The 18,026-nt window shown below is 39.8% G+C and carries 17 protein-coding genes; 11 read left to right on the forward strand and 6 right to left on the reverse strand.

Annotated elements, in window-relative coordinates:
* Positions 1 to 229: 229 nt before the first annotated feature.
* The 7 genes from ORH16_RS08175 to ORH16_RS08205 all read left to right on the forward strand — a co-directional run bounded on the left by ORH16_RS08175 (position 230) and on the right by ORH16_RS08205 (position 8,184).
* Positions 230 to 1,303, forward strand: coding sequence for an ABC transporter ATP-binding protein (locus ORH16_RS08175; RefSeq protein ID WP_265457880.1), 1,074 nt, complete (start codon positions 230 to 232; stop codon positions 1,301 to 1,303).
* Positions 1,303 to 2,190, forward strand: coding sequence for a carbohydrate ABC transporter permease (locus ORH16_RS08180; RefSeq protein ID WP_265457881.1), 888 nt, complete (start codon positions 1,303 to 1,305; stop codon positions 2,188 to 2,190). The genes ORH16_RS08175 and ORH16_RS08180 overlap by 1 nt, the downstream gene beginning before the upstream one ends.
* Position 2,191: 1 nt before the next feature.
* Positions 2,192 to 3,010 (forward strand): carbohydrate ABC transporter permease, encoded by an 819-nt coding sequence (locus ORH16_RS08185; RefSeq protein ID WP_265457882.1) that lies wholly within the window; start codon positions 2,192 to 2,194, stop codon positions 3,008 to 3,010.
* Positions 2,994 to 4,283 (forward strand): MBL fold metallo-hydrolase, encoded by a 1,290-nt coding sequence (locus ORH16_RS08190; protein WP_265457884.1) that lies wholly within the window; start codon positions 2,994 to 2,996, stop codon positions 4,281 to 4,283. The genes ORH16_RS08185 and ORH16_RS08190 overlap by 17 nt, the downstream gene beginning before the upstream one ends.
* 16 nt (positions 4,284 to 4,299) lie before the next feature.
* Complete coding sequence (locus ORH16_RS08195) at positions 4,300 to 5,589, forward strand: extracellular solute-binding protein (protein ID WP_265457886.1); 1,290 nt, start codon at positions 4,300 to 4,302, stop codon at positions 5,587 to 5,589.
* 96 nt (positions 5,590 to 5,685) lie between these two features.
* Entirely contained in the window at positions 5,686 to 7,242 is a 1,557-nt protein-coding gene (locus ORH16_RS08200; protein ID WP_265457888.1) for a bifunctional metallophosphatase/5'-nucleotidase, read from the forward strand.
* A gap of 213 nt (positions 7,243 to 7,455) precedes the next feature.
* The gene (locus tag ORH16_RS08205) at positions 7,456 to 8,184 is read left to right on the forward strand and encodes an AAA family ATPase (protein WP_265457890.1); all 729 of its coding nucleotides are present in this window, start codon (positions 7,456 to 7,458) and stop codon (positions 8,182 to 8,184) included.
* 97 nt (positions 8,185 to 8,281) lie between these two features.
* Here the strand turns inward: ORH16_RS08205 and ORH16_RS08210 are convergent, their stop codons facing one another.
* The 5 genes from ORH16_RS08210 to ORH16_RS08230 form a co-directional block, all read right to left on the reverse strand.
* Positions 8,282 to 10,078, reverse strand: a complete 1,797-nt coding sequence (locus ORH16_RS08210) for a glycoside hydrolase family 2 protein (protein ID WP_265457892.1) — start codon at positions 10,076 to 10,078, stop codon at positions 8,282 to 8,284.
* Between the two features lie 13 nt (positions 10,079 to 10,091).
* Positions 10,092 to 10,481 (reverse strand): hypothetical protein, encoded by a 390-nt coding sequence (locus ORH16_RS08215; RefSeq protein ID WP_265457894.1) that lies wholly within the window; start codon positions 10,479 to 10,481, stop codon positions 10,092 to 10,094.
* A gap of 7 nt (positions 10,482 to 10,488) precedes the next feature.
* Complete coding sequence (locus ORH16_RS08220; protein ID WP_265457896.1) at positions 10,489 to 11,325, reverse strand: carbohydrate ABC transporter permease; 837 nt, start codon at positions 11,323 to 11,325, stop codon at positions 10,489 to 10,491.
* Between the two features lie 12 nt (positions 11,326 to 11,337).
* Positions 11,338 to 12,243 carry a carbohydrate ABC transporter permease gene (locus ORH16_RS08225; RefSeq protein WP_416207854.1) on the reverse strand — a complete coding sequence of 302 codons (906 nt, stop codon included), beginning with the start codon at positions 12,241 to 12,243 and terminating at the stop codon, positions 11,338 to 11,340.
* An 84-nt stretch (positions 12,244 to 12,327) separates the two neighbouring features.
* Positions 12,328 to 13,593, reverse strand: coding sequence for an extracellular solute-binding protein (locus tag ORH16_RS08230; protein WP_265457899.1), 1,266 nt, complete (start codon positions 13,591 to 13,593; stop codon positions 12,328 to 12,330).
* A 239-nt stretch (positions 13,594 to 13,832) separates the two neighbouring features.
* On the opposite strand from ORH16_RS08230, the gene ORH16_RS08235 reads away from it, so the two are divergent.
* From ORH16_RS08235 to msrA, 4 genes are all read left to right on the forward strand, one after another.
* A complete protein-coding gene (locus ORH16_RS08235) occupies positions 13,833 to 14,756 on the forward strand; it encodes an ArsR/SmtB family transcription factor (protein ID WP_265457901.1) in 924 nt (307 codons plus the stop codon).
* 213 nt (positions 14,757 to 14,969) lie between these two features.
* Positions 14,970 to 15,896 (forward strand): LysR family transcriptional regulator, encoded by a 927-nt coding sequence (locus tag ORH16_RS08240; RefSeq protein WP_265457903.1) that lies wholly within the window; start codon positions 14,970 to 14,972, stop codon positions 15,894 to 15,896.
* Between the two features lie 3 nt (positions 15,897 to 15,899).
* Positions 15,900 to 16,694, forward strand: coding sequence for an aminoglycoside adenylyltransferase domain-containing protein (locus ORH16_RS08245; RefSeq protein WP_265457904.1), 795 nt, complete (start codon positions 15,900 to 15,902; stop codon positions 16,692 to 16,694).
* A gap of 90 nt (positions 16,695 to 16,784) precedes the next feature.
* Positions 16,785 to 17,315, forward strand: a complete 531-nt coding sequence (gene msrA, locus ORH16_RS08250; protein WP_265457906.1) for a peptide-methionine (S)-S-oxide reductase MsrA — start codon at positions 16,785 to 16,787, stop codon at positions 17,313 to 17,315.
* Positions 17,316 to 17,360: 45 nt separating this feature from the next.
* On the opposite strand, the gene ORH16_RS08255 is transcribed toward msrA, so the two are convergent.
* Positions 17,361 to 18,014: a GntR family transcriptional regulator gene (locus ORH16_RS08255; protein WP_265457908.1), complete on the reverse strand. Its 654-nt coding sequence runs from the start codon at positions 18,012 to 18,014 to the stop codon at positions 17,361 to 17,363.
* Positions 18,015 to 18,026: the final 12 nt, after the last annotated feature.

Below are 18,026 nucleotides of genomic sequence, written 5' to 3' on the forward strand. Positions count from 1 at the left end.
TTAAATAAAGTATTTTCTTTTTGCTAAAAAAAGCTGATAATAAGCTGAATTGTTTTTTAGAAATATTGCCGAAGGGGAGCTGGTAATTCTATAAATTTTTAAGGATAAGTTTTTAAAAAATATCTCATAAAGACCATTTGAAATAAGTAAAGTTTTAAAATAAAAATAGCTGCTGTAATTTTTTGTTTTACATAAATTTGATTTTGATAAATAGATGGGGGATTCGACATTGATTGAAATTGTCGGTTTAAAAAAAGTCTTTGAAAATGGGTTTGAAGCCTTGAAGTCGGTGGACTTTACGATTGAAAAAGGAGATTTGGTTTGTCTGCTGGGGCCAAGCGGCTGCGGCAAGTCGACGATTTTAAATATGATTGCCGGCTTGTTGACACCAACAGAAGGCGACATTCGCTTTGACGGGAAATCGGTCGTGAAAACTGAACCGAAGGACCGCAATATTGGCTTTGTGTTCCAGAATTATGCCTTATATCCACATATGACGGTTGAGGAAAATGTCATGTTTCCACTGACTGTCGGCGACAAAAAAATGAAAAAAGCAGAGGCCAAGCCGATTGCTGAAAAGTATATGAAGCTGACCAATATCGAAGAATTAAAGGATAAAAAACCAGGCACTTTATCTGGTGGGCAACAACAGCGGGTAGCGATTACCCGGGCTTTGGTCCAAAATCCTGAAGTTTTATTATTAGATGAACCGTTAAGTAATTTAGATGCCCGCCTGCGTTTGAAGATTCGGGAAGAAATTCGCCGTCTTGTCAAAGAAGTCGGTATCACCACAATTTTCGTGACCCACGACCAAGAAGAAGCTCTTTCCATCAGCGATAAAATTATTTTGCTAAATGAAGGTGTCGTTCAACAAGATGATGATCCGCAAAATCTTTATTTGGAGCCTAGCAATTTATTCGTAGCTAAATTTATCGGAAATCCAATTATCAATATTTTACCAGTGGAAATCAAAGCGGGTCAGATGCTGCATCCGGAATTTAGTATTCCGCTGGAGCGCTTCAGTGATGAGCGCTTTAAAAAAGGCTATCAAGACGGTCAATACTATATTGGTATTCGACCTGAGGATGTGATTCCAGCCGATGCTGAGCCGGATTTCACGGCTAATATTAAAAGCGTAGAGTTGATTGGCCGGGAACGAATTTTGAATTTTGACGTTAATGAGATTCACTCCAAGTCTTTAGTGCCAATTGAAGTCGCCATTGAAGAAGGCAATACCCAAGGTTTCCGTTTTAATTTGAACAAGGCCTTTATCTTTGAAAAAGAAGGGGCGCGCATCTACTAATGTTTAAATTTAAGAAGAATTACAATCCAGAGAACCAGCCAAAAGCTTGGCTTTTCCTGTTGCCCTCGTTGATTGTCATTGTATTCTTTAGCATTTATCCGTTGATTCGTTCATTTTGGATGAGTTTTCAAAGCGGCAGCTTAATCAACCAGCAGTGGGCCGGTATCGAAAATTATCAAAGAATTCTCAGCGACCCAGTCTTTTTTCGGGCGCTAAAAAATACTGCTCTCTACACCTTCACTGTGGTGCCGATTGCTTTAATCATCTCTTTAGCGATTGCCTGGGTCATCTTTGAAAAAGTGAAATTCAAAAGTTTTTTTGAAACAATTTTCTTCATGCCTTATGTGACTTCAACAATTGCCATCGGGATTGTCTTCCGTTATTTCTTTAACGGCTCTTATGGGATTGTCAATTATATTCTGGGCTTTTTCGGAATTCCCGGAGTCAATTGGCTTGACGATGTCAAGATGAGCATGCCAACCTTGATTATTTTTGGGATTTGGAGCAGTCTGGCCTTCAATATTATTATTTTGCTGGCAGGCCTCAGAAATATCGACAAGGAACATTATAAAATTGCCAAAATGTTTGGCGCAAATAGCTGGGAAATTTTCAGCCGGATTACCTTCCCGCAATTGATTCCAACGATTGCCTTTTTGCTGACAGTCAATGTGATTGGTGCCTTTAAAGTTTATACTCAGGTCTATGCTTTATTTGGCGGGAAAGCTGGGATTGCCAACAGTGCGACCACGGCGGTTTATTATATCTATGATAAATTTCATATTGCCGGTCGGCCAGGTGTGGCGATGGCAGCGACTGTCGTGTTGTTCTTAATTATTCTAGCGGTCACCTTTATCCAAAATAAATTGTTGCGAAAGGTGGGCAATTAAGATGAGTAAAGTGCTGACAACTATCAGTTATGTCTTTATTGTTTTATTAGCGATTATCACCGTCTTCCCCTTTGTCTATATGATTTTAGCGGGCTTGATGACTTATCGGGAAGCGACAAGTATTCCGCCGACCTTTATCCCAGAAGCTCTGCAATGGAGCAATTTTACGACAGTCTTTGAGCGGGCACCGTTTCTGCAATATTTTATCAATACCGTCTTTGTGTCAACGGTGACGACTATTTTTACATTGATCACTGCCGTATTAGCTTCCTTTGCATTAACTAGCTTAGAGTTTCGCTTTAAAAAAGTTGTGATGGCGATTATGGTTTCCCTGTTGATGGTGCCTTATGAATCAATTATTTTTACCAACTACAATACAATTGCCAGACTGGGCTTGCTGAATACGTACACGGCCTTGATTATTCCATTCCTGACGAGTATTTTCTATATTTATTATTTGAACGGCTATCTTAAAGGAATTTCCAGCACCTTTTATAAAGCTGCCAAAATTGACGGGGCGACGGATTTGCAATACATTCGCCGGATTTTAATTCCCATGTCAAAACCAGCTCTAGTTACCGTGGGGATTTTAACTTTTATTTCCAGTTGGAATTCATTCCTGTGGCCGCTTTTAGTTACCAATACAAAAGATTTGCGACTGTTGAATAATGGACTGTCAGCCTTCACTACAGAAAGCGGCAGTGATGTCCAATTGCAAATGGCGGCTGCCACCTTGACGGTCATTCCCATCTTAATTATTTATCTTATTTTCAGAAAAGAAATTATCAAAGGAGTGGCAAAAGATGGCATCAAAGGCTAAGACAACTGTGACCTTTCACAGCGGAATTTTAACAATTGGCGGCACGATTATTGAAGTCGCTTATAAAGACGCTCATATTTTCTTTGATTTTGGTTCTGAATATCATCCTGAAACACCGTTACCGGACGAAAATTTACAAACACTTGTCGATCATCGCTGGGTGCCGGAGATGTCGGGAATTTACGACGCTCGCTTGAATTATTCCTATCAAGGGGAGACGCCTCAGGAGTTTAAAGAGACAGCGGTCTTTTTGTCCCATGCTCATTTGGACCATTCAAAAATTATCAATTACTTAGATCCCTCTATTCCGTTGTATACTTTGGCGGAAACGAAGGCGATTTTAGAAGAACTAAATCGGGACGGCGACTTTTTAACCCCGTCGCCCTTTGCTGAAAAAAACTTTGTCAGAGAAATGATTGGCTTAAAACCACGGGATGTCATTCAAGTTGGGGAAATCTCGGTGGAAATTTGGCCGGTGGATCATGATGCTTTCGGCGCTTCAGCGTTATTGATTCGCACGCCGGAACAATTGATCACTTACACAGGGGACTTACGCCTGCATGGATATCATCCGGAAATTACGGAGGCCTTTGCCAAAGCGGCCTTTCAAACGGATTTATTGATGATGGAAGGGGTCAGCATTAGTTTTCCAGAACGGGAAGAAAATCCCGAAGAAATCAAAGTTTTAAGTGAAAAAGACTTGATTCAAAGAGTTGTTGATGTCGAGTTAGAAAACCCGAAACGGCAAATTACTTTTAACGGCTATCCAGCCAATGTTGAACGCTTTTTACAACTCGTTGAGCATTCGCCACGGACAGTGGTATTGGAAGCCAATCAAGCCAGTTTATTACAGGAGATTTTTGGCAAACAAGTGCCTTATTATTATGCCAAAGACAAAATAAATCCTGATTTAAATCCAGAGTTAGAAGTCAGCTATCAAACTTTATTAGCTGATGATGAAAAATATTTGTGGCAGGCAGTTGCTGATTTTGAACAGCTGCAGGCCGGGGGACTTTATTTACACTTGGATGCTCAGCCTTTGGGGGACTTTGATCCGGCTTATGCAGTCTTTTTAGCGCTATTAGCGGATCATGAAATCGAATTTCTGCGTCTAGCAGTATCGGGGCATGCTTTTCCTGCTGATTTGAAGCAAATTATTGCTTGGATTCAGCCTAAACTATTGGTTCCAATCCATACCTTGAAGCCAGAAAAACTGGAGAATCCGTATGGTGAAAGAATATTACCCACACGTGGGCAAAAAATTGTTTTATAAAGAGGGAGCGTAAAAGATGAAAGCAAACAAAGTAACATTTGGAGTATTTGCAGCAAGTGCAGCACTTTTATTAGGGGCTTGCGGTGGCAGCAACGATTCAACGGCGGACTCAACTGCCAGCAGCGAAATTGCGACAGAAGTATCTGAAGGAACTACTGTCACATTTTGGCATGCGATGAATGGTGCCCAAGAAGAAGAATTGGTATCACTAACTCAAGAATTTATGGATGCGAATCCGAATATCACCATTGAGTTGCAAAACCAATCTCAATATTCTGATTTGCAAGCAAAAATCAATTCTACTTTGCCTTCACCAAAAGATTTACCAACAATTACTCAAGCTTACCCAGGCTGGTTATACAGCGCAGCAACTGATGGCATGCTAGTCGATTTACAAGATTACATCGATAACACCGATATCGGTTGGGGCGACCAAGAAGCAATTCGGGAACCCTTGATGGAGGGTGCGCAAATCGATGGCACGCAATATGGAATTCCTTTTAACAAATCGACAGAAATGTTATTCTACAATGCGGATATGTTAGCTGAATACGGCGTCGAAGTGCCAACAACTTTTGAAGAATTGGCGGAAGCTTCTAAGACAATTTACGAACAATCAAACGGTGAAGTTGTCGGAGCTGGTTTTGATTCATTAAACAATTATTATGCTATCGGTATGGAAAATGCCGGTGTTGATTTCAATGCTGACTTAGACTTTGCCGGTGACGAATCTAAAGAAGTTATCAACTACTATGCAGATGGTGTTAAAGAAGGCTACTTTAGAATTGCTGGTTCTGACAGCTACTTATCTGGACCATTTGCTAATGAACAAGTAGCAATGTTTATCGGCTCTATCGCTGGTGAAGGCTACGTGAAAAAAGATACTGAAGGTGTCTTTGAATACGGCGTAGCAACTCGCCCGGCTGAAATGAACCTGCAACAGGGAACGGACATTTACATGTTCGACAGCGCTTCTTCAGAAGAAAGAACAGCTGCTTTTGAATACATGAAATTCTTAACTTCTCCTGAATCGCAATTGGATTGGGCTGTCAACACAGGCTACATGCCCGTTGTCGAATCTGTTTTAACTTCAACAGAATACTTAGACAATCCAGAAACAAAAGTACCGGCAGAATTAGGCCAAGCAACAGCACATTTATTCTCAATTCCAGTGGCACAAAGTTCTGATGCTGCTTACAATGAAACTCGGGCAATTATGGAAAATATCTTGTCGAACACCGACCAAGATACCGACCAATTAATTGAAGACTCTGTTTCACAATTCCAAGATGCTTGGAACCAATAAGCGTTAAAAATCCAGCAGGTTGAATCTGCTGATGATAAACACGAGGAAGGCCTGTGACAATTTTGTCGCAGGTTCTTTCGTTAATTGGAGGAACTTATGCGTTTAACTATTTTAGAAACCAGCGATATCCACGGCTATATTTATCCGACCAATTACGCTGACAAGCAAGAGCTGCCAATCGGTGCAGCCAAAGTTGCCAGTAAAATCAAAGAACTGACTGCAGCGGCAGAAGGTCCGGTGATAAAAATTGAAAATGGCGATTTTATTCAAGGCTCGCCCTTCAGCTATTTCGTTGCCAAAGAAAATAAGTTGACGGCTGCTGACTTGACGCAAGTCACCGACTTAATCGGCTATGACGTTCATGTTTTAGGCAATCACGAATTTAATTACGGTCGGGCTTACTTAGAAGAAGCAGTTGCCAGTTATCAAACACCGGTTTTAGCAGCAAATATTTTAAATGAAAACGGTGAGCCAGCATTTGGCAAAGCCTATGAAATTATCGAAAAAGCGGGTGCTAAAATTGCCATTCTAGGCTTAGATACTCAATACATCCCCCATTGGGAGCAGCCAGCAACGATTGCGGGTTTGACGTTTGTCAGCGCTGTGGCAACCGCCAAAAAATATCTACCTCAATTACGGAAATTAGCTGACGTGGTAATCGTCAGCTATCACGGCGGATTTGAACGGGATTTAGTCACAGGAGAGCCCACCGAATTATTGACCGGGGAAAATGAAGGTTATCAATTGCTGACAGAAGTTGCCGGCATCGACGCTTTAGTGACCGGACATCAGCATCGGGAAATCGCCGCCATTGTCAATGGCGTGCCAATCGTACAGCCAGGCTATCGTGGCAATCATGTAGGCGAAATTCAATTGGAGCTGAAAAAAACGGCAACTGGCTATCAAGTGACTACTAGCAAAGCTGAAATTCATCCGGTGGCAGATGTTAAAGCCGATCAAGAAATTTTAGCTGCTGTTGCTCCTATTGAAAAAGAGTTGGAGGCTTGGCTCGACCAGCCGGTGGGAAAAGTTGTCGGTGACATGACGATTGTCGATGCGATGCAGGCCCGCTTAGTTGAGCATCCCTATGTAGAATTTATTAATCAGGTGCAAATGGCTGCCAGTGGTGCGGAGATTTCCGGGACGGCGTTGTTTAACAATGAAGGCAAAGGATTTCAAGAGACGATTACCATGCGGGATATTATCACCAATTATATTTACCCGAACACGCTAGCCGTTTTAAAAATTTCCGGCACCGATTTGAAAGCGGCCCTTGAGCAAACTGCCAATTATTTAATTTTGGAAGATGGCGAAATCCAGTTTAATCCGGCCTTCATTGATCCAAAGCCACAGTATTATAATTACGATATGTATGAAGGTATTGAGTACATTATCGATATGACGCAGCCTGTTGGACAGCGGATTACTAAGTTGACTTTTAAAGGACAGCCGGTGAAACCAACGGATGAGTTAGAAATTGTCACCAATCAATACCGAGCAGTGGGGGGCGGCAATTTTCAAATGTTTACTCCAGAAAAAATTGTTCGGGAAGTTCAGATTGATATGACCGAACTGATTGCCAATTATCTAGAAAAACATCCGGTAATCAACGCTAGTGTCAACCATAATTTTAAAGTCGTAAAAAAAGCCTGAATTTTTTTAACAGGCACCACCAGAATTTCAACTTCTAGCAACAATTGTATATTGCTGAACCGAAGATCCACTTCAGAAAATTCCTGAAATATACGCCAAGTAGTAGAGCTGCAGCTTTTTGCAGCTTTTTTGCTTGGTTGACACTTTTGCAACGTTTGTTATATTGGAAGGAAAGACCGGTTTGAAAATTGGACAATCAAAAGGAGGAGGACCATGTTTCTTCATGAGTTAAAAATCAATGATACACAGCAAAAGGGGTATCCCTTTGAAGTTTTTGCTGTACAGGAAATTTTAAAGCAGGAGGGCAGGCTACCTTTTACCGCTCCTGTTACCTTTTTGTCAGGAGATAATGGCACTGGTAAGTCAACGATTTTGGAGGCAATTGCTGTTGCCTATGGTATCAATCCAGAAGGCGGCAGCCAAAATTTTAACTTTGAAACATTTGCGAGCCACTCTTCACTCCATGAGAATGTGCGCCTGATTAGAAAAGGCACACTTCCAAAAACAAAATTTTTTCTGCGCTCAGAAACTTATTATAATGTGGCGTCAGAAATTGAAGAGCTTTCTGGATATGAAATGACGCCCTTTGGTTCCTACGGCGGCCAATCACTTCATGAACGCTCCCACGGAGAAGGTCTGTTGGCAATTATTGAAAATCGTTTTGGCGGCGACAGTTTTTATTTGCTGGACGAGCCAGAGGCGGGCTTATCAACCAGCCGCCAATTTTCTTTACTGGAACAAATGCATCGGCTAGTCAAGACGGGCTCGCAACTCATCATTGCGACCCATTCGCCAATCATCATGGCGTATCCCAATGCGCAAATTTATCAATTTTCGGAAGCGGGTCTAGAGGAGCTGCCCCTCGAGGAAACGCTGGCCTTCAAAGAAAGCAAAGTCTTTTATGATGACCATAAACGGCTGCTACATTATTTGTTGGAGTGAAGGGGTGCTGCAGGAAATTGAGGGGAGTATTTTTGCGGTTTTTTTTATAAAAAGGTAGGAGTATGAGCAGGCGCCCATACTCCAAATTTTTTTGAAATTATTCTACACTAGGGACATGGAACATATCGTTGACTGCTTTTATGGCTGACAAGTCACATTTTGGTTGACGATCATAAGTTACTAAGCCGTTAATTTCTTGTTCAACATCACTTAACTGGGTATAGCAGTAGCCCCATAATCCTGTGGAGGCATAGACAGCTTCCATTATTCTACGATAATCTTTTACAAAATCTTCTGCATTTTCGACAGAAGTATAGCCCCAGCCCGGTTGACCTGAGACATCAAAACCGATACCACCAAATTCAGTTAACAAAATTGGTTGGTCTTGATAGTCAAAACCATTTGCAAAAATTGGCCAAGGCGTTGAAGGTCTGGATAACAGCTTTTCTCTTGAAATCAATGTATCTTTGAAATAGTCATAAATTTGAACTTCATCCTCTTGTCCGTGGCAATAGTTATGAATTGCGCAGATATCTGTTTCTGTCGCAGCCCAACCATCATTGGAGATTACGAGACGTGTTTTGTCCAGTGAATGAAGATAGTGGTACATTGTTTGAGAAAAATGCTGTTGCTGGCGATCAAATGAAATATCAGGCACCCCCCAGCTTTCATTAATGGGAACCCAGGTCACAATCGCTGGATGATTGTAATCTCGTTTAATAATTTCAGTCCATTCTGACATTAATCTTTCTACCGATTGATGGTTGTATACGGCTGGTGCAGCGCATTCGCCCCATACTATGAAGCCCATTTGATCGGCATAATATAAAAATCTTGGGTCTTCGGTTTTTTGGTGTTTGCGACAGCCGTTAAAGCCCATCGCCTTCGATAATTCAATATCTTGAATAAAATCTTCGTCCGTTGGGGCAGTTAACAAGCCAGTCGGCCAATATCCTTGGTCTAAGATTAGCTTTTGATAATAAGGCTTATTGTTTAAATAGAACATGCCATTTTCCCAGTGAACTTTTCGCATACCAAAATAACTTTCAACAGTATCAAGAGTCTTGCCATCTTCCAGCAAGGTCAGCTTGATATCAAAAAGATTTGGCGTTTCGGGAGTCCAAGACCAACCCTCACCATGGTAATTTTTTCTGAAAATATAATCTTGAATTAAATCAATATCTAGGATTAAATTTTTTTCAGTAAGATTTGCGATACCGCTAACAATTAGTTGTTCTTTAAAGGAGATTTCATATTGTAATTTTATCTCAGAGTTCATTAATTGATTTAGAGAAACTTTAAGCTCTATTTTACCTTCATCGAATTTTGGCGTTAAGTAAAGTTCTTGGATATAAGTCTCCGCTACTACTTCTAGCCAAACAGTCTGCCAAATGCCTGTGGAATTGGTGTACCAAATTCCTCTCGATTCATCCTCCCAGAATTGTTTTCCCCGTGGAATACTTTCGTCATAATGTGCGTCATATGCGCGAACACTCAAACTCTGCAAAGAATTATCAGCTAATAAGTCTGTAATATCTGTCTGGAAAGAAGTGTGTCCACCAATATGCTTGCATACGTGCTGACCGTTGAGATAGATGTCTGATTCATAATCAACTGCTCCAAAATGTAAAATGACTCGTTGATTTTTTTCTTTTGCTAAGTCAAATTGACGGTGATACCAAACAATGTCATGGGGTGTTCGGTCGGCAATTCCACTCTCTTGGCTCTGATAGACAAACGGAACTTGAATTGTTTGATCATAGACATCTGAATTCTGATACCATTTTTCCTTTAGGCCTTGATTGCCATCGTCAAATTTGAACGACCATTCGCCATTTAAATTTGTCCAATTATTGCGAACGAGTTGAGGGCGAGGGTAACTAGTTTTTTTCATTTTTTTCTCCTTTTTATCCAATAGTGGATTTACTAATTCTGATTGATTTATTTCTTGCTAAGAATATAACACCGGCTGCCATGGCCAAAACCATCGTGACAAAATCCATGATAAAGTATGAAAATATGCCCAATACTAATAGATAGCAACCGATTTTTTTGCTGGTTTCTTGATCTTTCATATAACGTTTTGAAAGAATCAAGTTAAATAATCCTAATCCAATTAATAAGGTCCCAAACATGCAAATGAAGAAGAACATGTTCCCAACATGTTCAATGGTACTTAAGCCACCAGTCAGAACTTGTTGTTGATAAATGCCATAGACTAAAATGGTAATTAAGCCATCAATAATCTGCCAGATTCCCGTTATTTTTACTAACCTACGTTCTATTTTTCGATTCATCGTCATCCTATCCTTTCACACCGGCTGAAAGAGACATTGATTGTAGGAAATATTTTTGAGCAAACAAGTACAAAATAAAAGTAGGAATGATTGCAATTAATGCGCCAGCCATTAGTAATGTCGGTTGTGCTTGATACATTCCTTGGAGTAATTGCAAGCCTGAGGTAATCGGCATTTTATCAATATCATTGAAGACAATGGAAGGCCATAGGAAATCATTCCAAGAACCAGTGAAGGAAAACAACGCTACAACAAGTAACACTGGCTTAATTAAAGGCAGAATAATTTTTCTGAAAATCGTAAAATCATTTGCTCCATCAATTTGTGCTGCTTCATCGAAGTCTTTCGGAATATTATCCATAAATTGCTTCACCAGAAAAATATTAAAGACACCGGCAGCGCCTGGAATAATCATCGCAAGCGGGGTATTAACCCAACCGAAAATATCAACAATTTTATACAGTGGAATCAAATTCACAACACTTGGAAACATCATCGTAGCTAACAAAAAGGAAAAAAGAGCATTTTTCCCTTTAAAACTTAAGCGACTATAGGCAAAAGCTGAGAAGGATACAACTACTAAAACTAATAAGGTATGACTAACCGCAATAAAAAGAGAATTCATAAACCAGCTGACAAGAGGTGTACTAGTATTATTTACTAAAAGAGAAGTATAGTTGGTTAGCACCCATTCAATTGGTAGAATCTTGAAGCCGGCAGTTAGTAACTCTAATTCGGATTTAAATGAAGTCATAACTCCATAGATTAAAGGAACTAACCAAATTGCAGCCATTGCTAATAAAAAAATAAAGGCTATTGTTTTGGAAACGATACTTTTTTTCACGATGGCGTCCTCCTAATCTCGATTTCTTAAAAACTTAAATTGAACGGCAGATACAACCATGATGCATAAACCTAAGATTACTGCCATGGCTGAAGCCATTCCTGCGATGGATTGTCCTGAACCAAAGGCATTTTGTTGAATATACATTAATAGAACCCTTGTGGAATTACTCGGCCCCCCAGCAGTTAACATTAGCGGCTGACCGTAAACATTAAACTGAGCAATTGTTGTCATGACAACGGTATATAAGATTTGTCCACGAATAGCAGGTAAGGTTATTTTCAAAAACTTTTGCAAGGAGCTTGCCCCATCGATATCCGCTGCTTCGTAGTAGTCTTTAGGGATGCCATTTAAGGCAGCTTGATAAATCACCATATTACCACCAATCGTCCACCAGACTGTCACTACAACAAGAGCTATCCAAGCAAAGGGTTGCGTGCCTAACCACGAGGTTGCTGTATCGAAAATATTGTTAATCGGACCATAGTTGACATTAAAGATTAAAGTCCAAATGATGACCACAGCAGAGATAGCGAATAAAGAAGGCATGTAAAAAATAGATTGAAAAATTTTACCTAGTCGAGGTTTAGTATTAAGAGCCGCCGCCAAAATCAAAGGAATACCAATACAAAATGGTACTGTACAGATAACAAATAGAAAGGTATTTTTTAGTCCAATGCGTAGCTGCTCATAAAATATTGAATTTGAATTAAAGAATAGCTCTTTATAATTATCTAGTCCGACGAAAGTAGGTGTCGAAAATAAATTCCAATCCGTAAAAGATATGTAGATTCCAAATACTACAGGAACTAAGAAAAATATTAAAAAGATAATCAAGTGGGGAGCTAAAAAGAACCAAGGTGTTACTTTTTTTAAAGTGGTTTGCTTTTTCGCCTTGGTTGTAGCTGATGAAGCCATCATAATAAACACCCTTTCTTAAAAAGAAACCGTAATGGGAAAATCGCCAATTTATGCTTCTTCCCATTACAGTTTCAGAAGATTTTAATTATCCTTCGCAACTTTGTCGGCGACTTCTTTTTGCATATTATTTACGAAATCTTCAATCGAGGTTTTTCCGAAGATTGCATCAAAACCATTGGCATCTAAATATTCAGCTACATAACCGTTGTATTTGTAATCAAAGATTTTTAAGGTTGCTTGCTCCTCAGCACTGCTGATAAATAGCGATTGCGGCATTTCTTGGTATTCTTCGTTGCTTAAAATATCTAGGCTGGCAGGATTTTGTCCAGCTTTTGCCCATTCGACAGAATTGGTTCTAATCCATTCAATGAAGTCCATAATTCCTTGAGTTTTTTCCTCAGATCTTTCGGAGTTTTTAAACATGACAAATTGGTGAGAGGAGGCCCAATTGACAGTTTGACTAATGTCATCAGATAGTTGCGGTGAATTGGTTAAACCCCATTCAAACTCAGCATCTTTAATATTATTTTGTAGCCAAATTCCTTCTGGCATGAACAGTAGCTTGCCCGCTAAAAACAATTGGGTTGGATCTTCACCATCTTTAGTCGTCACGCCTTCATCGAATAAAGTTTTCCATTCTGTGATTGCATCGGTTGCAGCAGCTGTATCTAAAGTTGGAGTGATACCATCTTCACTTAACGAACCGCCTTCTTGAGCTAACAGAGATAAATAATTTGGTTTAACCCATGTTACTGCAATTCCCCGGACATCATCTGCTGCTGCTTTTTTCCCTGCCTCAGTGATTTCATCAAAGGTTAGTATATTGTCATCTAAAGCATTGGGTGCGTATTTTTCTAACAAATCTTGGTTGTAATAGGTCCCCCAATTGTGGATGTCAAATGGTAAACTGTAGCGGGAACCATCAATCTCTCCTAAGTTCCAAGCTTCTGCAACATAATTCTCTGCAGTTATATTTGTATAGTCTCCTAAAATATCGTCATAAGATTCCAACATATCGTTGTCCACATATTGTTGAATTCTTTCTGCATGGACAATGTTTAAATCGGGAATATTCTTACCGGAATTTACAACAGTCGGTATTTTTGAATACATATCGGTTTCTTTTAGTGACACATTTTTAATTTTGAAATCTGGATCAGTTGCATTGTACTCATCAATTAATTTCAATAAATTTGAATTGTCGGCTCCGGTGAAAGGATTCCAAAAAGTGATTTCATTGGCACTCGCCTCTGAACTTGAGCCGTCTGATGATCCCCCGCATCCTGTTAACAAGGTGAAACACGAACTTGCTACTAACAAACCAGCGAATAATTTAGTCTTTTTCATTCTGATTACCATTTACTAAAAAGTTAATAGAATAGTTGGTTGATAGATTTTTCATGATTAACTTATTAGTAATTCCTTCCTTGTTTTTTTAGTACAAAGTCAAAATAACATCCGTTGCAATCGCTGTCAATGCTATGTTACAATAGTTTTATAAAAACAACTTTTTAGTTATAGAAGTTTTATGTTAGTCTTGTGAACTAGTTTTTTACTTTAACTAATTAGTTAAAAGGAGTATAGAAATGGAACTTGACTTAAGTAATCTTTCTTTGCCGGTCTTTGAAGCTTTAGCCAGTGATACAAGAATAAAAATGATTCGCTTTGTGGGGGATAAGCAAAAAAGTATTCAAGAAATTGCTGAGCATTTAGGGATTAGCAATGCAATCGTGAGTAGACATGTTCAGCAGTTGGAGGATGCGGGGATTCTTTCATCTGAAAGGGGTTTGGGTAAAAATCGCAATAAAAAGATGGTGTTTTTAAAAGTGGATAACATCAACATTGTTTTCCCAGAAAAAATTTATCAACCTTTTCATCTACATCAAACTGACTTGAAAATAGGTCATTTTACCGACGTGTTGGTTGAGCCAACATGTGGCTTAGCCACGGTGGATGGAGTAGTTGGCAAATCCGATGATCCAAAATATTTTCTAGATGGCAATCGGGTAAATGCAGCATTATTATGGTTTAACAGAGGATTTGTGGAGTATAAAGTGCCAAATCTTTTGCAAGCAGACGAAATTCCGGAGCTGCTAGAAATCAGTTTAGAAATAGCATCAGAATTTCCTTTATCAAATAATGTCTGGCCAAGTGATATTTCCATCTTTGTCAATGATGTCAAAGTTGCAGTGTATACAGTTCCTGGGAATTTTTCAGATGTTCGTGGCAGATACACTCCAAAATGGTGGAATGACGAGTTTAGCCAATATGGATTATTAAAGCATATTAGGATTAATAAACTTGATACAGGAATAGACGGTGAAGCTTACTCAGAAATAACCATCAATGATTTAAATTTACAAGAAAGTCCCATTATCAAACTACGTCTAGAAATTGAGAAGGATGCAAAAAACCAAGGTGGCTTGACACTTTTTGGAAAAGGATTTGGCAATCACGATCAAAACATTTTAATCAATACCTATTATTTAAAAAAAGATGGGGATGAATAAGCTGACTGAAATTTTATCAAAGTATCATGTTGGAAAAAATGTTTATCAACTCAATTGGCATCATTTATATACATCGGAGCTAGCTATCACTTGGTAGCTGTAGGAATCTAAATGATTCAGCAAAATTAGCAAAAATTCTTCATAGCATTCCCCCCGCAGCTGGCGTATAATTTTTGAAAATGAAGCAGGTGTGCTTAATCAAAGGAGGCCCTTATGCGAATTCAACAGTTGGAATATTTGGAAATGATTGCTAAAACTGGCTCCATCAATGAAGCGGCCAAAAAATTATTCTTGACCCAGCCCAGTTTATCCAATGCCATCAAGGAATTGGAAAATGAAATGGGGGTCCAGTTGTTGCTGCGGAGTAAAATGGGGGTGACTTTGACCAATGACGGTCGGGAGTTTTTGATTTATGCTCGCCAAATTTTGGATCAGGTGTATTTACTGGAGGAACGCTATCAGCAGCAAAGCGTTCGTAAGCAGGCTTTTTCCGTATCGGCGCAGCATTATGCCTTCGTGGTCCATGCCTTTGTTGAGCTGATTCGCGGTGTCACAACCGCCGAATATCAATTTACACTGCGGGAAACCGAGACGGAAAATATTTTAGATGATTTAACTAGTTTTAAAAGTGAAATTGGTGTGCTCTATATAAATGACTTTAACCGTCAAGTGATGACTAAATTATTTAAAGAAAAAGATTTAGTTTTTACGCCTTTATTTGTCGCTCAGCCCCATGTCTTTGTCGGCCGCCAAAATCCTTTAACCCAGAAAAAAATTGTCCAGTTAGAGGATTTACAGGAATATCCTTATCTTTCTTATGAACAAGGGGACAGCAATTCCTTTTATTTTGCGGAAGAAATTCTCAGCACTCTGGAGCATAAAAAAAGCATTAAGGTCAGTGATCGGGCCACAATTTTCAATTTGATGGTGGGTCTGGATGGCTATACTATCAGCTCCGGCATTATCTCCAGTGAACTGAACGACGATAAAATCGTCGCCATTCCGCTGGCGGTCGAAGATTCGCTGACTTTGGGCTGGATTAAACAAAAGCAGTTGGAATTATCCCCGATTGCCCAAGAATATCTGCAGATTCTTCAGGCCCATATCAGAAAATATGGGTTTGAGGTTATTGGGGAGTAACCTATGCCCACTCCAACATTATTACAACAAATAAAAAATGATACCAAAAAAATCCTGCGTCATAAGCTAGTGGGCATTTATTTGCATGGCTCGTTTGTTTTAGGCGGCTACAATCCTGATTTCAGTGATTTGGATTTTTTGATTGTCGTCAAATACAACTTGACGAAGACTGAAAAATTGGCCTTGATGGCAGTCGTGCTAGAGAAGTGGTGGCCCAATGCTCCCAAAAAAGGCTTGGAGTTTCATGTAATGACGGTGAAGATGCTGCAAAAAAGCCCTGTTGCGGCAGCTTTTGATTTTCATTTTTCACCGCTTCATCGAAGGGCTTTTTTGAAAAGCCCTGAGCAATTTGTTGAAGCGATGCAGGGACTTGACCCGGATTTACCTGCACATCTAAAAATAATTCGCAAAAAAGGCTATGTTTTGCTAGGTAAATCCACTAAGAAAACCATCCCCTATATTTGCAAAGAGAACTATTGGCGCAGTGTGTGTGCTGATTTACAGGATGCTTCAGTGGGCATCCGCCAAGCTCCAGTTTCAACGCTTTTAAATTTGTGTCGCAGTTTAGCTTTTGTGAAGCGTAATCTGCTGTTAGGAAAATTAGCTGGTGGCCGCTGGGCTTTGCAGCAGGTGTCGCCAGAATTTCAGAAAATCATTGGGCAGGCAATTATTGATTATCAAGGAAATCCCCTTAGCTTGCAGCAAAATTATTCGGAGGAAAACTTGCAAGAAATCACAGTTTTTCTACTGTCTGCGATAAAAAAAGCTGCTGGGGAAAACTTGCTTTTCGTTCATTAATTTTTTGCAAAGCCGATTGATAATTCTAAGCATAATTTTTGCGGAAGTCCCAAAAGTGAGTATGATTAGCAGTAGAAAGAAGGGATAGTAATGGCAGAATTTAAAAAAGCCGTCTTTGCTGGCGGATGTTTCTGGTGTATGGTCAAACCTTTTGAAGAAACGCCAGGTATTGAGAAAGTAGTTTCCGGTTATACAGGCGGACATACCAAAAATCCCACCTATCGCGAAGTTGGTTCTGGTAAGACTGGCCACACTGAAGCGGTGGAAATTACTTATGACCCAGATCAAATCAGTTATGCTGATTTAGTTGAAATCTATTGGCGCCAAACCGACCCAACAGATGCTTTAGGACAATTTGCAGATCGTGGCGACTCCTATCGTCCGGTGATTTTTTACGGCGATGAGGCTGAAAAAGCAGCGGCAGAAAAATCGAAGGCCGACTTAGCAGCTAGTGGTCGCTTCAAAGAACCGATTGTTACAAAAATCGAAGCTCGCCAAACATTTTATCCGGCTGAGGATTATCACCAAGACTATTACAAAACTAACAGCGCCCACTACAACATGTATCGTGAAGGCTCTGGCCGGGCAGCGTTTATTCGCAATAACTGGAAAAATGAATAAAATTAAAGGAACAGCCAGTCATCTTGAGACTAGCTGTTCCTTTTTTTAAATACGCCCATAATGTAAAATCTGCTGGTTGGCGTATTGGAGATAGTCCTGCAATTTATCAATGGCTTCAGCATAATGTTCAGCACGGATTAAATCCAAATACTCTTGGAAAAATTGAATTGTCGATAAAATTTTTTTTGGTGCATTACTGGAAGCGGACATTTTTCGATACAAAGAGGTGCTGACGACTCGGGCCCACAGACTCTCGTAGGTCGGCGCAAGCAGCTCATTGCCGGAGGCTGCCATGATAGCCGTATAAACTTTGGGCATTTGATTGATATATTGAACGTAATCGAGATTTTCTCGATACTGCTTGGCTAAGGCTAATTTTTCTTGAATGTCCTCTACATCTAAAACAGCTAGGCCAAGGCTGGCTTGTTTTGTGGCTAAAATTAACCATTCAACACAAATTTGTGTGATGTCGACCATTTCTTTTACCGTGGCTTCCCTCAAGGAGATGCCACGGTTTTTTTTGTAGACAATTAATTTCTCCTGCTCCAATTGTTTTAGAGCAGAACGAATAGGTGAGCGGCTGTAGCCAAGTTTTTTTGAAATCGAGGCTTCGGATAAACCTTCTTCAAGATTATATTCCCCGAAAAGGATTGCTTGTTTAATTTCTTGGTAGACACTACTTTCAATGGATTTTGGCATGATTTTCATCCT

Source organism: Enterococcus sp. HY326, from assembly GCF_026157065.1.
Classification (GTDB): Bacteria; Bacillota; Bacilli; order Lactobacillales; family Enterococcaceae; genus HY326.

Excerpts from the sequence above, each read along its gene's own strand:
- ORH16_RS08215 (WP_265457894.1), bottom strand. The coding sequence starts at position 10,481 with ATGAATCGAAAAATAGAACGTAGGTTAGTAAAAATAACGGGAATCTGG.
- msrA (WP_265457906.1), top strand. The coding sequence starts at position 16,785 with ATGGCAGAATTTAAAAAAGCCGTCTTTGCTGGCGGATGTTTCTGGTGT.
- ORH16_RS08225 (WP_416207854.1), bottom strand. The coding sequence starts at position 12,243 with ATGGCTTCATCAGCTACAACCAAGGCGAAAAAGCAAACCACTTTAAAA.
- ORH16_RS08190 (WP_265457884.1), top strand. The coding sequence starts at position 2,994 with ATGGCATCAAAGGCTAAGACAACTGTGACCTTTCACAGCGGAATTTTA.
- ORH16_RS08195 (WP_265457886.1), top strand. The coding sequence starts at position 4,300 with ATGAAAGCAAACAAAGTAACATTTGGAGTATTTGCAGCAAGTGCAGCA.
- ORH16_RS08255 (WP_265457908.1), bottom strand. The coding sequence starts at position 18,014 with ATGCCAAAATCCATTGAAAGTAGTGTCTACCAAGAAATTAAACAAGCA.
- ORH16_RS08205 (WP_265457890.1), top strand. The coding sequence starts at position 7,456 with ATGTTTCTTCATGAGTTAAAAATCAATGATACACAGCAAAAGGGGTAT.
- ORH16_RS08185 (WP_265457882.1), top strand. The coding sequence starts at position 2,192 with ATGAGTAAAGTGCTGACAACTATCAGTTATGTCTTTATTGTTTTATTA.
- ORH16_RS08180 (WP_265457881.1), top strand. The coding sequence starts at position 1,303 with ATGTTTAAATTTAAGAAGAATTACAATCCAGAGAACCAGCCAAAAGCT.
- ORH16_RS08245 (WP_265457904.1), top strand. The coding sequence starts at position 15,900 with ATGCCCACTCCAACATTATTACAACAAATAAAAAATGATACCAAAAAA.
- ORH16_RS08235 (WP_265457901.1), top strand. The coding sequence starts at position 13,833 with ATGGAACTTGACTTAAGTAATCTTTCTTTGCCGGTCTTTGAAGCTTTA.
- ORH16_RS08230 (WP_265457899.1), bottom strand. The coding sequence starts at position 13,593 with ATGAAAAAGACTAAATTATTCGCTGGTTTGTTAGTAGCAAGTTCGTGT.
- ORH16_RS08210 (WP_265457892.1), bottom strand. The coding sequence starts at position 10,078 with ATGAAAAAAACTAGTTACCCTCGCCCTCAACTCGTTCGCAATAATTGG.
- ORH16_RS08240 (WP_265457903.1), top strand. The coding sequence starts at position 14,970 with ATGCGAATTCAACAGTTGGAATATTTGGAAATGATTGCTAAAACTGGC.
- ORH16_RS08200 (WP_265457888.1), top strand. The coding sequence starts at position 5,686 with ATGCGTTTAACTATTTTAGAAACCAGCGATATCCACGGCTATATTTAT.